Annotated in this window: 14 protein-coding genes; 10 read left to right on the forward strand and 4 right to left on the reverse strand. The window is 65.7% G+C overall.

All coding sequences use genetic code 11. The annotated features are described in order from the left end of the window. Nucleotides 1-36 precede the first annotated feature (36 nt). From G6R19_RS01500 to G6R19_RS01515, 4 genes are all read left to right on the forward strand, one after another. Nucleotides 37-822: a demethylmenaquinone methyltransferase gene (locus G6R19_RS01500; RefSeq protein WP_240341724.1), complete on the forward strand. Its 786-nt coding sequence runs from the start codon at nucleotides 37-39 to the stop codon at nucleotides 820-822. Between the two features lie 3 nt (nucleotides 823-825). Beyond that, nucleotides 826-2157 (forward strand): geranylgeranyl reductase family protein, encoded by a 1332-nt coding sequence (locus G6R19_RS01505; RefSeq protein ID WP_163161652.1) that lies wholly within the window; start codon nucleotides 826-828, stop codon nucleotides 2155-2157. After that, complete coding sequence (locus tag G6R19_RS01510) at nucleotides 2154-3254, forward strand: polyprenyl synthetase family protein (protein WP_163161654.1); 1101 nt, start codon at nucleotides 2154-2156, stop codon at nucleotides 3252-3254. The genes G6R19_RS01505 and G6R19_RS01510 overlap by 4 nt, the downstream gene beginning before the upstream one ends. 449 nt (nucleotides 3255-3703) lie before the next feature. Continuing rightward, on the forward strand, nucleotides 3704-4525 hold the full coding sequence (locus tag G6R19_RS01515; RefSeq protein ID WP_163161656.1) for a type IV toxin-antitoxin system AbiEi family antitoxin domain-containing protein: 822 nt from the start codon (nucleotides 3704-3706) through the stop codon (nucleotides 4523-4525). Nucleotides 4526-4638: 113 nt separating this feature from the next. Here G6R19_RS01515 and G6R19_RS01520 read toward each other — a convergent pair whose 3' ends face one another. Both G6R19_RS01520 and G6R19_RS01525 read right to left on the reverse strand, forming a co-directional pair. After that, entirely contained in the window at nucleotides 4639-5064 is a 426-nt protein-coding gene (locus G6R19_RS01520) for an SMI1/KNR4 family protein (protein ID WP_163161658.1), read from the reverse strand. A 14-nt stretch (nucleotides 5065-5078) separates the two neighbouring features. Then, nucleotides 5079-5750: a trimeric intracellular cation channel family protein gene (locus tag G6R19_RS01525; RefSeq protein WP_163161660.1), complete on the reverse strand. Its 672-nt coding sequence runs from the start codon at nucleotides 5748-5750 to the stop codon at nucleotides 5079-5081. A gap of 61 nt (nucleotides 5751-5811) precedes the next feature. Between G6R19_RS01525 and G6R19_RS01530 the strand changes: the two genes are divergently transcribed. The 5 genes from G6R19_RS01530 to G6R19_RS01550 all read left to right on the forward strand — a co-directional run bounded on the left by G6R19_RS01530 (nucleotide 5812) and on the right by G6R19_RS01550 (nucleotide 11697). Then, entirely contained in the window at nucleotides 5812-6693 is an 882-nt protein-coding gene (locus G6R19_RS01530) for a CbiX/SirB N-terminal domain-containing protein (RefSeq protein WP_163161662.1), read from the forward strand. Between the two features lie 54 nt (nucleotides 6694-6747). After that, nucleotides 6748-8493 carry a nitrite/sulfite reductase gene (locus G6R19_RS01535; RefSeq protein WP_163161664.1) on the forward strand — a complete coding sequence of 582 codons (1746 nt, stop codon included), beginning with the start codon at nucleotides 6748-6750 and terminating at the stop codon, nucleotides 8491-8493. Between the two features lie 125 nt (nucleotides 8494-8618). Further along, nucleotides 8619-9338, forward strand: a complete 720-nt coding sequence (locus G6R19_RS01540; protein WP_163162837.1) for a phosphoadenylyl-sulfate reductase — start codon at nucleotides 8619-8621, stop codon at nucleotides 9336-9338. Continuing rightward, nucleotides 9335-10282 carry a sulfate adenylyltransferase subunit CysD gene (gene cysD, locus G6R19_RS01545; RefSeq protein ID WP_163161666.1) on the forward strand — a complete coding sequence of 316 codons (948 nt, stop codon included), beginning with the start codon at nucleotides 9335-9337 and terminating at the stop codon, nucleotides 10280-10282. Before G6R19_RS01540 ends, cysD begins: the two co-directional genes overlap by 4 nt. Then, on the forward strand, nucleotides 10282-11697 hold the full coding sequence (locus tag G6R19_RS01550) for a GTP-binding protein (RefSeq protein ID WP_163161669.1): 1416 nt from the start codon (nucleotides 10282-10284) through the stop codon (nucleotides 11695-11697). The genes cysD and G6R19_RS01550 overlap by 1 nt, the downstream gene beginning before the upstream one ends. A gap of 82 nt (nucleotides 11698-11779) precedes the next feature. Here the strand turns inward: G6R19_RS01550 and G6R19_RS01555 are convergent, their stop codons facing one another. Beyond that, the gene (locus G6R19_RS01555) at nucleotides 11780-12217 is read right to left on the reverse strand and encodes an SRPBCC family protein (protein ID WP_163161671.1); all 438 of its coding nucleotides are present in this window, start codon (nucleotides 12215-12217) and stop codon (nucleotides 11780-11782) included. A 98-nt stretch (nucleotides 12218-12315) separates the two neighbouring features. Between G6R19_RS01555 and G6R19_RS01560 the strand changes: the two genes are divergently transcribed. Beyond that, on the forward strand, nucleotides 12316-13482 hold the full coding sequence (locus tag G6R19_RS01560) for an RtcB family protein (RefSeq protein WP_163161673.1): 1167 nt from the start codon (nucleotides 12316-12318) through the stop codon (nucleotides 13480-13482). Nucleotides 13483-13515: 33 nt separating this feature from the next. Here the strand turns inward: G6R19_RS01560 and G6R19_RS01565 are convergent, their stop codons facing one another. Continuing rightward, nucleotides 13516-14349 (reverse strand): glycerophosphodiester phosphodiesterase, encoded by an 834-nt coding sequence (locus tag G6R19_RS01565; protein WP_205484191.1) that lies wholly within the window; start codon nucleotides 14347-14349, stop codon nucleotides 13516-13518. Nucleotides 14350-14454: the final 105 nt, after the last annotated feature.

A 14454-nucleotide genomic window follows, 5' to 3' on the forward strand; every position in this document is an offset into this window, starting at 1 on the left:
GTCGGGACCCTCCTGAACATTTGAGACAATGACATGGTGAACCGAGCATCCTTGGATAAGCGTCCGGACGAAGTAGCCACGATGTTTGACGACGTCGCCCCCAAATACGACGTCGTCAACGATGTCCTGTCTTTGGGGCAGACCCGCCGCTGGCGCAAGATCGTGGTGGACGCGATGGAAACCACCAAGGGTCAGCGAGTCCTGGACCTGGCCGCCGGAACGGGTACGTCCAGCGAGCCGTATGCCGATGCCGGCATAGACGTAGTGGCGTGCGACTTCTCCCTCGGAATGCTCAAGGTGGGCAAGCGCCGCCGGCCGGACATCGACTTCATCGCAGGGGACGCCACCAACCTGCCGTTCGCCGACAACACCTTTGACGCCACCACCATCTCCTTCGGCCTCCGCAACGTCAACGAGCCGAAGAAGGCGCTGCAGGAGATGCTCCGCGTCACCAAGCCCGGCGGCCGCCTGGTCATTGCCGAATTCTCGCAGCCCGTGGTTCCGCTGTGGCGCACCATGTACACCGAATACGTCATGCGCGCCCTGCCGGCCATCGCCGTCAAGGTCGCCTCCAACCCGGATGCCTACGTCTACCTGGCCGAGTCCATCCGCGCATGGCCGGACCAGGACCACCTTGCTGCCTGGCTGGAGGAATCGGGCTGGGAGAAAGTCACCTACCGGAACCTCACGGGCGGCATCGTGGCGGTGCACCGTGCGTTCAAGGCTCCGGAGTCAACTGCAGGCGCTCCCGGGGGAACGGCTGCCGCCATCGCCGCGCACAAAGGCCCCGTGGCCAAGCTGCGCCGCAACATCACCCGCTGACCTGTGAAGGTACTGATAGTCGGCGCGGGGCCGGCCGGCTCCACTGCCGCGTACTACCTCGCCAAGGCAGGCATCGCCGTCACGGTTTTGGAGAAGACGAGCTTCCCGCGCGAGAAGGTTTGCGGCGACGGCCTCACCCCCCGCGCCGTCCGCGAAATCCAGAAACTGGGCCTACCGCACCCTGAAGATGACGGCTGGCGCCGCAACAAGGGCCTGCGCCTGATCGCCGGGGGCCGGACCATCGAGCTGCCCTGGCCTGAGGTTTCCGACTTTCCGCAGTACGGCCTGATCCGCACGCGGCTGGGTTTCGACGAGGAACTGGCCCGTCACGCCCAGTCCGCGGGGGCGGAAATCCTTGAGCGGCACAGCGTGACTGAGGCCCTTCGAAACGGCGACGGCCGGGTCACCGGCGTCCGCGCCGCCATCCTTGACGAGGCCGGACGCAAGACGGGGGAGACGCGCGAGTTCAGTGCCGACGTCGTACTCGCCGCCGACGGAAACTCCACCCGCACGGCCGTATCCCTCGGCATCCAGAAGCGCGACGACCGCCCGCTCGGAGTTGCCGTCCGCACCTACTTCACCTCGCCGCGCACGGACGATGACTGGATGGAAGGCTGGCTGGAGCTCCCCGGCCGCGACGGAAAGCTGCTGCCGGGCTACGGCTGGGTGTTCGGCGTGGGCGACGGCACCTCCAACGTTGGCCTCGGCATCCTGAACTCCTCCAAGGAATTCGGCAAGCTCGACTACAAACAGGTCCTCCGCGAGTGGACCGCCGGCATGCCCGCCGAGTGGGGCTTCACACCGGAAAACCAGGTGGGCGAAATCCGCGGCGCCGCGCTGCCCATGGGCTTCAACCGCACCCCGCACTACTCGCCCGGGCTGCTCCTGCTCGGTGACGCGGGCGGAATGGTCTCCCCGTTCAACGGCGAGGGCATCTCCTACGCCATGGAGTCCGCCCGGTTCGCGGCCGAGTTCATCATCGACGCCTCCTCCCGTGCTGCCTCCTCGGGCGGAACGTACGACGCCGACGCGCACCTCTCGCGGTACGCGGAGTATGTGCGGGACCAGTGGGGATCGCACTTCACGTTGGGGCGGGCGTTCGCAGCGCTGATCGGCAAGCCTGCGGTCATGAAGCTCGCGCTGCGGACCGGCATGCCCATTCCGGTGCTGATGCGGTTCGTGGTCCGGCTTTTGGCCAACCTCACGGATCCCTCCGCGAAGGGCTTCGAGGACCGGGTGATCCGGGTCCTGGAGTCGCTGGTTCCGGCCACATCCAATACCCAGTCGGTTTCGAATCAGCGGTATCCGCAACAAAAAGTTAGGGTTAACCAGTGAACAACCCCGCAGACCACAGCTGGACGCACGCCGGACACGGCCTGCCGGACTCCGAACCCAGCCTCAACACCACCGCCATCGCAACGGGTTTGCAGCTGCCCGCGGGCTTCGCTGCCATCGCCGGGGATGCCGAGCTGGGGCCGGCCATCACCAACAACCTTGCCCGGGTGGAGAAGAAGCTCCGCGAGGCCATTGCGAACTCGGATCCGCTGGCTGACGCGACGTCGCGGCACCTTGTGGAAGCCGGCGGCAAGCGCATCAGGCCTCTGCTCACCCTGCTGTGCGCCCACCTTGGTGACGCATCGCTTCCGGCCGTGGTGCAGGCCGCCGTCGTGGTGGAACTGACCCACCTGGCCACCCTGTATCACGACGACGTGATGGACTCAGCCCCGTTCCGCCGCGGTGCGCCCACGGCCCACGAAGTGTGGGGCAACTCGGTGGCGGTCCTGACCGGCGACCTCATCTTTGCCCGGGCCTCGATCCTGGTTTCCGAACTCGGTTCGCGGGCGCTGGGGATCCAGGCCCGTACCTTCGAGCGGTTGTGCCTGGGCCAGTTGCACGAAACCGTGGGGCCGCGTCCGGACGAGGATCCCGTGGAGCACTACCTTTCCGTCATTGCGGACAAGACCGGTTCGCTGGTGGCGGCTTCCGGCCAGCTTGGTGCCATCTTTGCCGGGGCTGATCCTGCCTACGAGTCGGTCCTCGTGGAGTACGGCGAGAAGGTGGGCGTCGCATTCCAGCTTGCCGACGACGTCATCGACGTCACCGGGATCAAGGTTAAGTCAGGCAAGTCACCGGGGACGGACCTGCGGGAAGGCGTTCCCACTCTGCCGGTCTTGCTCCTGCGCCGGGCTGCTGCCGAGGGTGACAGCTCCGCCGTCGAACTTCTCAAACTCATCGATGGCGACCTGACCTCGGATGAAGCCTTGGCCGAGGCGGTGGCGGCGCTGCGCGGGCACCCGGTGACTGCGGAGTCATGGGTTGTGGCGCGCGAGTGGGCGAACGAGGCTATTGCCGCGCTTGCCCCGCTCCCTGAAGGTGTGGTCAAGGAATCGCTGTCCAACTTCGCGCTGGCTGTGGTGGACCGCGCCAGTTAGCCCTTGCGGTGTGTGGAAGCCCGGCTCCGTGAATGGTGCCGGGCTTCTTCTTTTGGGGCGACAATGCCTGGTACTGGCGTTTCAGTTGCTGTCCCAGGGTTAGCCGTTAAACGGGATAGCCCCGGTCCGCAGCAACGATACGAGTCATACGTTGCCGTGAACCGAGGCTATCTCTCCGTTCGCATCAGACCCGCCGGAGGCGTTTAGCGGATCCGTGAATAGTGTATGACAGATTTGTCACAAGATGCAAGTCCTCTGTTACTGAAGGTGTCAAAGACTTTCCCCGCTGAAGTTCCCCACCTTTGGCTGTGACCCCTCTCGGAACGTGCGGCGGGTTGGTGGGACACGCCGTTGAGCAGTCCCAAAGCCGGGGAAACTCAGCGGGAACGTTGTCCACATAGGCGGCCGCCGCTCTGCCCCAGCCACCCTTAGATTGGTGTGCTGGCCCTATGGAACTCGTTGATTTCCTCCATCACGCTGGTTCCGTTGCCCGCACTGGGACGCTCCTACAGGCTGGCTTCAGCGATCGCAATATCCGCGACGCCGTGGCGTCCGGGAGAGTGGTCCGTCTTCGGCAGGGTGTAGTGGCCCTGCGGGATGCTCCAGCAGACCTGACGGGTGCCGTCATGGCTAACGGCCTGTTGACGTGCGCCTCAGCCGCCCGCCATCGGCAGCTATGGGTGTTGCACGAGCCGCAGGTGTTCCACCTGCTCTGTAAACATGGCGGTCCTCGCGACGCAGTGGTTCATCGGGAGTCTTTGGTGCCCTCTGTTGGACCGAAGCCGGTGGCAAGTACTACTGACATCCTGATCCACAGCCTGCGATGCCTTCCGGCAGTTGAAGCAGCCGTCATGGTGGAAAGCGCTCTGCGGCAAGGAGTGACTACCCTCAACTACCTGCGGAAGCGGCTGCCCGGTAACCGCAACGGCAGCGCCAGGAGCGTGCTGGACTTGGTGGATGGGACGGCGGACTCGGCTATTGAGGTGGTGGCACGCCTTCTCTTTCGCAGCGAAGGCATCTACACCGAAACCCAGGTGGAACTGCCGGGCATCGGGTTCGTGGATTTTCTCCTGGAAGGATTCCTCATTGTCGAGATCGACGGCCGCAGTCACCTTGAACCGCGGCAAGTGAAAAAGGACAGGGCGAGGAACAACTCAAGCATCCTCACCGGCTACGCGGTACTCCGATACGGCTATGCAGAGGTGGTGTACAACCCTCAAAAGATCGTCGATGAGGTGTGGCAGGTGTTACGGGGTAGGGTCGTGCGCTGAATTTCCCCAGGTTTCAGCGAGTACCCCCCGCAGACATGCAGTAAATATTGGAGACTCGCCATGGTGGACTCCCAAAGGTGGGGAGATTCAGCGGGAAACTCAGAAGAACGCCCCTAGCCTTCTTCGTCCTCGAAGGCCCACTCGAACATGTCGAACACGAACTCCGAGAAGGTGCCTTCTTCGGACTTCCACTGGCCGCGGGCGTTGTTGCGGCGGTACACAATGGGGTCAGGGACGCTGAGGTCGCCTACGCGGAAGCCCCAGGTGTATTCCTCTTCTTCATCCTCGAGGAACATCAGGAAGCCTTCGTCGTCGACTTCGAGTTCGTCGGGGTCCCAGAAGTAGTGGTAGGCCTCCATCAGGTCCTCGCAGCCGCCGATGGCCAGATAGAACTCGCGGAGGACCAGGGGAATCTGGAATTGGTGGTCGGCCAGGGCCTTGTCCAGCTCCTCGGGAGACAGCCCGTCCTCTTCCTGCCATTCGTCTTCGAGATACTTCGGAACAAGCGCACGGAATTTCTCGAGGAACATGTCAGTCATGGTTCATATCCTAGCTAATCGCGGGCACGCGATTCGCCGCTGTCAACCCCTGCACGGTGCCATCCGTTGACGGCCAACGGGATGTACCAGGAGCGCCGCCACGCAACCACCCGGAAGGCAAAAACGAGGGCGGCCACCACACAAGCGGTCACCGCATTAAAGGATCCGGTGACCCACAGCACCGTGGTCAGGGCGGCCCCGGTAAAGGCCGGCAGGGCGTAGAGGTCCCGGGAGTTGAACAGCTGGGGCACCTCGTTGGCTGTGATGTCCCGCAACAGGCCCCCGCCCACCGCTGTGGTGACGCCCAGCAGGACGGCCGCCACAGGATTGACACCGAAAGAAAGCGCCTTCAACGTGCCCGTGATGCAGAACAGGGCCAGCCCGCCGGCGTCGAACAGGACCAGCAGCGACGTGAAGCGTTCCACGCTGGAAAACAGGAAGTACACCAGGAAGGTGGCCAGCATCGGAGGGACGAGATACGCGGGGTTGCTGAAGGCCGCGGGGGGCGTCGCGCCGAGGATGATGTCGCGGATAACACCCCCGCCCAGGGACACGAGGGAGGCCAGCAGGAGCGAACCCACAATGTCGAACTGCTTCCGCGCGGCCAGGAGGGATCCCGAGACAGCGAAGAAGAAGACACCTACCAGGTCCAGCCACACCAGGGCGATGTCAAAAGGGAATGTCATTGAGCGTCCCGGCGGTTTCAAAGAGGGCGGACAGGGCGGCTCCAACGTTACGCTAGCCCCTATGAACAGCCCCATCATGATCGCCTGCGCCCATGGGACATCCAGCACGCAAGGCGCCGCCGAGGTCAATGCCCTGCGCGACGCCATTGCCGCGCTCCGCCCGGGCCTCGATGTCCGCGAAGCCTACGTGGATGTCCAGCAGCCGGACCTGGTGGACGTGATGGCTGGCCTGCCGGAGGGGGAGTCCGCGGTGGTTGTGCCGCTGCTGCTGAGTGTCGGCTACCACGTGAAGGTGGACATCGCGCGGGCCGTGAAGAGCCGTCCGGGCAGCGCGGCCGCCGCCCCGCTCGGACCGGATCCGCGCCTCGCCGCGCTGCTCGACCAGCGCCTGCTCGAAGCCGGAGTGACGGACCGCGACGTGATTGTCCTGGCGGCCGCCGGCTCGTCCAACCCCAGGGCAGCCGTGAGTGTTGAGGAGCTGCTGGGCCAGCTCCAGGAGCTGCGGTCTAACAGGATGGTCGCCGCCTATGGGGCGTCTGCCACGCCGTCCGTGCCCGACGCCGTCGCGATGCTTCGCGAGGAGCTGGAAGGGGGTGCCGGGGCAGGCGAGTCAGCAGGGGCTGTCGACGTCGGCGGGCGGGTGGTGATTGCCTCCTACCTCCTGGCGCCGGGCTACTTCCACGACCAGCTCGCCAAGGCGGGGGCCGACCTCGTGACGCAACCGCTGCTGCCGTCGCCGGTGGTCGCCGAGATCGCGTTGGAAAGGTACGATGCCGCCGTCCCGAAGGCCCGCGAAATCGCAACCGAAAAAGCAACGGAGTCAGCAGTTAAGGCGCCTGCCAGCGAGCCTGCCACAGCGCCCGCGGAAGCCGGGCCAGATGCACAGCAGGGTGGCTTCTTCAAGGCCGTCCGGCGTTTCGTGACGAAATATTTCCCTAGGTGACTTAGCGTTTCCGGGCCTTTGTGACGCTATTCGGGCGGGACCTACAGTCGATGCATGACTGATACAGCTCTAGCCGGAGCGTCCGCGGACACCGCCGCCCCGAAGCGTCCGGCCCGCACGTCCCGACCCGCCGCAAAGCCGCACGGGCAGTGGAAAGTGGACGGCAAAACGCCTTTGAACGCCAACGAAACCTGGAAACAGGAAGACGACGGCCTTAACGTGCGCGAGCGTATCGAGTCCATCTACTCCAAAGAGGGCTTCGACGCCATCCCCGGTCAGGACCTGCACGGCCGGTTCCGCTGGTGGGGCCTGTACACCCAGCGCAAGCCCGGGATCGACGGCGGCAAGACCGCAACGCTTGAGCCGCACGAGCTCGAGGACAAGTACTTCATGCTCCGCGTGCGGATCGACGGCGGTGCGCTCACCACCGAGCAGCTGCGCGTCATCGGGCAGATTTCCGTTGATTTCGCACGGGACTCTGCCGACCTCACTGACCGCCAGAACATCCAGCTGCACTGGATCCGCGTGGAGGACATCCCCGAGATCTGGACCCGCCTTGAAGCTGTTGGCCTGTCCACCACCGAGGCCTGCGGTGACGTGCCCCGCGTCATCCTCGGTTCGCCCGTGGCCGGCATCGCCAAGGACGAGATCATCGACCCCACTCCGCTGATCGAGGAGCTGGGGGAGCGGTTCATCGGCAACCCGCTGCTGTCCAACCTGCCGCGCAAATACAAGACCGCCATCACCGGCCACCCCAGCCAGGACGTGGTCCACGAAATCAACGACTTCGCCCTCGTGGGTGTCCGCCACCCTGAACTCGGTACCGGCTACGACCTCTGGGCCGGCGGCGCGCTGTCCACCAACCCGATGCTCGGCAAGCGCCTGGGCGCCTTCGTGACGCCGGAGCAGGCCGCGGATGTATGGCTCGGCGTCACCAGCATCTTCCGTGACTACGGCTACCGCCGCATGCGCACCAAGGCCCGCCTGAAGTTCCTAATGGCCGACTGGGGTCCGGAGAAGTTCCGCCAGATCCTCGAGGACGAGTACCTGGGCTACAAGCTGGCCGACGGTCCCGCCGCGCCCAAGCCCACCACGCCGGGCGACCACATCGGTGTCCACGAGCAGAAGGACGGCAAGTTCTTCATCGGCGCCACCCCGCTGGCCGGCCGCCTCTCCGGTGCCGCGCTGGTCAAGCTTGCGGACACCCTCGAGGCCCGCGGCTCCTACCGGCTGCGCACCACCCCGCACCAGAAGCTCGTGGTCCTGGACGTCGAGAAGGACCAGGTGGAGCCGCTGGTGGCCGAACTGGATGCGCTGGGCCTGTCCGCCCGCCCGTCCGTGTTCCGCCGCGGCACCATCGCCTGCACCGGCATCGAATACTGCAAGCTGGCCATCGTGGAGACCAAGCACACGGCCGCCACCGCCGTGGCCGAGCTGGAACGCCGCCTGGCCGACCTCGCCGAATCCGGCGACCTGCCGCACGCGCTGTCCCTGCACATCAACGGCTGCCCCAACTCCTGCGCCCGCATCCAGACCGCGGACATCGGCCTCAAGGGCATGATGCTGCCCACGCCCGACGGCGACCCCTCCCCGGGTTTCCAGGTCCACCTGGGCGGCGGGCTGGCTTCCAACGAGCGTGAGGAAGCAGGCCTGGGACGCACTGTCCGCGGGCTCAAGGTCTACGTTGACGACCTGCCCGACTATGTGGAGCGCGTTGTCCGCACGTTCGTGGCCCAGCGCGCCGAGGGCCAGACCTTCGCAGAATGGGCCCACGCAGCAGACGAGGAGGCACTCCAGTGAGTCCCCAGCCACTCCCCAACCTCGCAAGCTCGGCCGGGGACCCCGGTGGCCATGGGCCCAAGCACGCAGCTGGCATCAACCCGGTGGTCCCACCAGCCGAAGCCGCCGCGCAGGTTGACGCTACCGTGGCGGCAGCAGCCCCGAAGCTCCGCAGCAAGGAAGAGCTGAAGGCCCTCGCCGAAGCCGGTGCTGCCGAGCTCGGCTGGGACGCCCCGGCCCGCGACGTCATTGCCTGGGTGGAGCGCAACTTCGATCTGCCCGCCGTCGCCGTCGCCTGCTCCATGGCCGACGCCGTCCTGCCCGCCCTGGTCGCGGACCAGCTGCCCGGCGTCGACGTCCTCTTCCTGGAGACCGGCTACCACTTCCCGGAAACCTATGCCACCCGTGACGAGGTGGCCGCAAACCTCCGCGTCAACGTGGTGGACGTTCTCCCCGAAAACACAGTGGAGCAGCAGGACCGGCTCCTGGGCAAGGACCTCTTTGCCCGCGATGCCGCCCAGTGCTGCGCCCTTCGCAAGGTGGCTCCGCTGCGCCGCACCCTGTCCGGCTACGAACTCTGGTTCACCGGCGTCCGCCGCGAGGAAGCACCCACCCGTACCAACACCCCGCTGGTGACGTGGGACGAGGCCAATGGCCTGGTCAAGGTCAACCCGGTGGCTGCCTGGACGTTCGACCAGCTAGTCCAGTACTCGGACGACAACCTCCTGCCCGTCAACCCGCTGCTTTCCCAGGGTTACCCCTCCATTGGCTGCCAGCCCTGCACGCGGAAGGTGGCGCCGGGCGACGACCCCCGCGCCGGCCGCTGGGCTGGCTCCGACAAGACAGAATGCGGACTACACGTATGAGCACTTCCCTAACCGAGGAGACCACGCAGGTGACTGAAGCCGCCGTTTCCACGCGACTGAGCAGCCTGGACACCCTTGAGTCCGAGGCCATCCACATCATCCGCGAGGTTGTTGCCGAGTTCGAGAAGCCCGCGCTCCTGTTCTCCGGCGGCAAGGACTCCGTGGTGATGCTGCACCTGGCCACCAAGGCATTCTGGCCCGGCAAGGTCCCGTTCCCCGTGCTGCACGTGGACACCGGGCACAACTTCCCCGAGGTCATCGACTTCCGCGACCGGACAGTGGAGCGCCTGGGCCTGAAGCTGGTGGTGGGTTCGGTGCAGGAGTTCATCGACCGCGGCGAGCTCGCTGAGCGTGCCGACGGCACCCGCAACCCGCTGCAGACCGTCCCGCTGCTGGACGCCATCCAGCAGAACAAGTTCGACGCCGTCTTCGGCGGCGGCCGCCGTGACGAGGACAAGGCCCGCGCCAAGGAGCGCATCCTGAGCCTGCGCGACGAGTTTGGCCAGTGGGACCCGCGCAACCAGCGCCCTGAGCTGTGGAACCTCTACAACGGCCGCCACACCGTGGGCCAGCATGTCCGCGCGTTCCCCATCAGCAACTGGACCGAGCTGGACATCTGGCGTTACATCGAGCGGGAGAACATCGAGCTGCCCGGCCTGTACTACGCCCACGAGCGCGAGGTCTTCGCCCGCGACGGCATGTGGCGCGCAGTGGGCGAGGTGTCCCAGCCGCTGCCGCACGAGGACGTCATCACCAAAACCGTCCGTTACCGCACCGTGGGGGACATGTCCTGCACCGGCGCCGTCGAGTCGGACGCGTACACCGTGTCCGATGTCGTGGTTGAAGTCGCCGCCTCCACCCTGACCGAACGTGGCGCCACCCGTGCAGATGACCGCATCTCCGAGGCAGCCATGGAAGACCGCAAGAAGGACGGGTATTTCTAATGAGCACCGACACAGTTTTGTCCGGCGAAGCCGGTGGGCTGGAGACAGCCCTGCCTACGACTCTCTTTCGGTTCGCCACCGCAGGATCGGTCGACGACGGCAAGTCCACGTTGGTGGGCCGGCTCCTTCACGATTCCAAGGCCATCCTCGCCGACACGCTCGACGCCGTTGCCCGCACCTCAGCGGACCGCGGCTTCGGCGGCGAGAAGGGCGGCATCGACCTGGCGCTGCTGACCGACGGCCTGCGCGCCGAGCGCGAACAGGGCATCACCATCGACGTGGCCTACCGCTACTTCGCCACGGACCGCCGCAGCTTCATCCTGGCCGATTGCCCGGGGCACGTGCAGTACACCAAGAACACGGTGACCGGCGCGTCCACTGCGGATGCCGTCGTCGTACTCATTGACGCCCGCAAGGGTGTGCTGGAGCAGACCCGCCGGCACCTGTCCGTACTGCAGCTGCTGCGCGTGGCGCACGTGATCGTGGCCGTCAACAAGATCGACCTGGTGGACTTCAGCGAGTCCGTGTTCCGCGAGATCGAAGCCGACGTGCAGCAGGTGGGCCGCGAGCTGGGACTCGGTTCCGATGGAATCACCGACCTGCTGGTCATCCCCGTGTCGGCGCTCGACGGGGACAACGTGGTGGACCGCTCCGAGCGGACCCCCTGGTACACCGGACCCGCGCTGCTCGAGGTGCTCGAGACCCTTCCGGCCGCTGACGAGCTGGAAAGCCACCTGGAAAGCTTCCGCTTCCCGGTGCAGCTGGTCATCCGGCCGCAGGGCGCCCTGGCTCCCGACGCCGTCGCCGCCGGCCTGGATGTGGAGGCCTACCGCGACTACCGCGCGTACGCCGGCCAGATCACCGAAGGTTCGGTCAAGGTGGGGGACAAGGTCTCCGTCCTGACTCCCGGCCAGGACCCGCGAACCACCACGGTGGTGGGCATCGACTTCGCCGGCGCCTCGCTGGAGGAAGCGGCCGCGCCGCAGTCCGTCGCCATCCGCCTGGCAGAGGAATTCGACGTCGCCCGCGGTGACACCATCGCCGCTGCCGGCACAGTCCGAGAAGCTTCGGCGGACCTGTACGCCTCGCTCTGCTGGCTGTCCCCGAAGCCGCTCCGTGAAGGCGCCAAGGTGTTGGTCAAGCATGGCACCCGTACCGTCCAGGCCCTGGTGCGCAACGTTGGCGGCAAGCTGGATCTGGCCTCCTTCAAGCTGGAGCCGGCGTCCACGCTGGAATTGAACGACATCGGCCACGCGCAGCTCCGGCTCGCCGCGCCGCTGCCGCTCGAGAACTACCTGCACCACCGCCGCACCGGCGCCTTCCTGGTGATTGACCCGCTGGACGGCAACACCCTCGCCGCCGGCCTGGTCAAGGACCACCCGGGCGACCACGAGGACGAGCGCTACAGCATCTAGGTTTCGCCCAAGTCGCCGGAACAGTGCGTGGTAGCCGAAGCTGCCGCGCACCGTTCCGGCGATTTCGTGGTTAACGGTTGGCTTACCGCCCGGCTTCGAGGACGGATTTGAGCTTCTGCAGGTCCTTCCGGGTTTCCCGCCGGATCATCGGGGCCATGAAAAGCCCGGCGAGTTTGGAGAAGCCTGACGGCTTGCCGGTATTGCCGAGAGTCATGCGGGTCCCGCCTTCGGCATCGCTCCAGGTGTACGTGGTCTGCATGGGGAAGGGGCCCTGCGCGGTACGCATCACCAGCTTTTCACCGGGGATGTACTCCACGAATTCGTAGGTGTAGTTCAGCTCCCGGCCCAGGAACTTCGCAGTGAAGGCGACTTTGGCGCCCGGCGCCACCGGACCCGTCGTCAGCCGTTGCGACCTGTGGATGTTCACGTACCAGCGGGGCGCGTTGTCCGGGTCAGCCGCGTACTCCGCCACCTCGGCGCGAGGCCGGCTGATGAGGATCTCGGTCTGGACGTTCACCATGGTTGCGTCTCCTTGTTGGGGTGGGACACCCTTCCGTTAGGCGGGTGGGGTTAGCCTAGGAACCACGTTAGTCCTCAGCCGTGAGTGGGAGGCCCTGCATGGAAACCATCAACAGCAAGTTGCTGAACTGGGCTTCGATCCTGGACGGCCAAACGCGGGAGCAGGCCGTGATGACGTCCACGCTCCCGTTCATCTATCCGCACCTGGCGCTGATGCCCGACGCGCACCTGGGCAAGGGCGCCACTGTCGGTTCGGTCATCCCCACGCTGCACGCGATCATCCCGGCGGCCGTGGGGGTGGACATCGGCTGCGGCATGATCGCCGTCCGGACGCAGTATTCGCTGAAGGACCTGCCGAAGGACCGTAAAAAGCTCCGCGAAGACATCGAGCGCGTGATTCCGCTGTCCGCCGGGCACAACAACAAAAAAGTGCTCCCGACGGCGGAGCCCCGGATCGCGGAACTGAAGGAACTGGCGGCAAAGGCGGGCTTCAACCCCGCCCAGTACGTTGCGAAGTGGGAGCTGCAGCTGGGATCGCTGGGCTCGGGCAACCACTTCATTGAAGTTTGCGCAAACGAGGCCGACGACGTCTGGCTGTTCCTGCACTCCGGCTCGCGTGGCATTGGCAACAAGATCGCCCAGCACCACATCGGCGTCGCCCAGCACGTCTCCCGGAAGAACCAGATCCACCTGCCCCACCCGGACCTGGCCTACCTCGATGAGGGCACGCCGCAGTTCGACCGGTACATCGCGGAGCTCCGCTGGGCCCAGCACTTCGCCCTGCTGAACCGGGAAGAAATGATGGACCGCGTCAGCATGCAGTTCGGCAACTGGGTGGGCGGCCCGGTGCAGGAACGCGAGCGGATCAACTGCCACCACAACTTCACGCAGCAGGAGACGCACTACGGCAAGTCCCTCTGGGTGTCCCGGAAGGGGGCCATCAAAGCCGCGCCGGGCGATCCCGGACTCATTCCCGGTTCCATGGGGACGGCGTCGTACGTGGTGGAGGGACGTGGCAACCCCGCATCCCTGAACTCCTCACCGCACGGGGCAGGCCGGGAGTACTCCCGCAACGCTGCCCGCAAGGCGTTCTCCCTCGAGGAGCTGAAGAAGGCCATGCGGGGCATCGAGTTCCGTGCCTCCGAAGCATTCATCGACGAGATCCCGGCTGCTTACAAGTCGATTGACCAGGTGATGCAGGACGCCGCCGACCTCGTCACCGTGCGGCACAAACTTCGGCAGCTGATCAACGTCAAAGGCAACTGACGCGGATGGACCGGGCGGTCCTGTTCGTAAGGGTCAGGATGCTTCAACGGCCGGCGCTGCAGCCCGGATCCGTGCGGACTGGAGCCACGCCCTGGCGCTGGCCGGGTTGTCAGCCGTTCCGCCGTCGGCCCTCAACTCCAGCGCCCGGTCCAGGTCGCCGGGACACGTCAGGGGCCAGACGTGGACCTCCAGGCCCGCTGCGTGCAGCTGTTCCACGTGCACCGGCATGAGGTGCTCGAATCCCGTGTACAGCGTGCCGGCTCCCGTGGTGATGAGGACGTCTTCGAGTTCCTCCTGCTGCCGGCGCGTACTTGGAAAGCTGCTGACTATGAGTCCCCGGGGAACCGCAGGCAGGTGCAAAGCGAGCAGGAAAAGTGCCTCCGGGAGGAAACTGGAGAACTTGATGCGGCGGGTGCAGGACGGCGCTTGGCCCAAAAGCGCGGCAAGGGCAGGCACCGCGGACGGGTCCTTGATTTCCACTTGGAGCGTGACGCTGGTCAGTTCAAGGATGTCAGCAAACGTTGGAACGGGCTGTCCTGAATCCAACAGAACCTCGTGCAGCTGCGCCAGCGTCAGCTGGGTCACCGGCGTGGCCAGGCAGGGCCCTCCCGCTGCCAACCGCTCAAGGGTCGGATCGTGAAGGACGATGGGGACGCCGTCGGCAGTAATGCGGACGTCCAGTTCGATCTCGTCAACGCCGGCGGCTTCAGCCATGCGGAATGACGCCGCACTGTTCTCCGGTGCAAGGGCCATGGCCCCGCGATGGCCGACCACCGCAAAATCCGCAATGAGCCGGTCGGTCCGAGTGGTGCTGTCCGTAAAGTCATGTGGAAGCTGCAGAGCGGAAAGCACCTGGTTATTGGTCACACCCAGAACCTACGAAGGCAAGGTCAACAGAAAGTTGGAGCGACCTTAACGGGGTAAAAACATCCGCTCAAGAGGCCGAGGCACCGGAAGTACGGCGTCCTGGAC

The sequence above is a fragment of the Arthrobacter sp. Alg241-R88 genome, assembly GCF_900537115.1.
Taxonomy (GTDB): Bacteria; Actinomycetota; Actinomycetes; order Actinomycetales; family Micrococcaceae; genus Arthrobacter.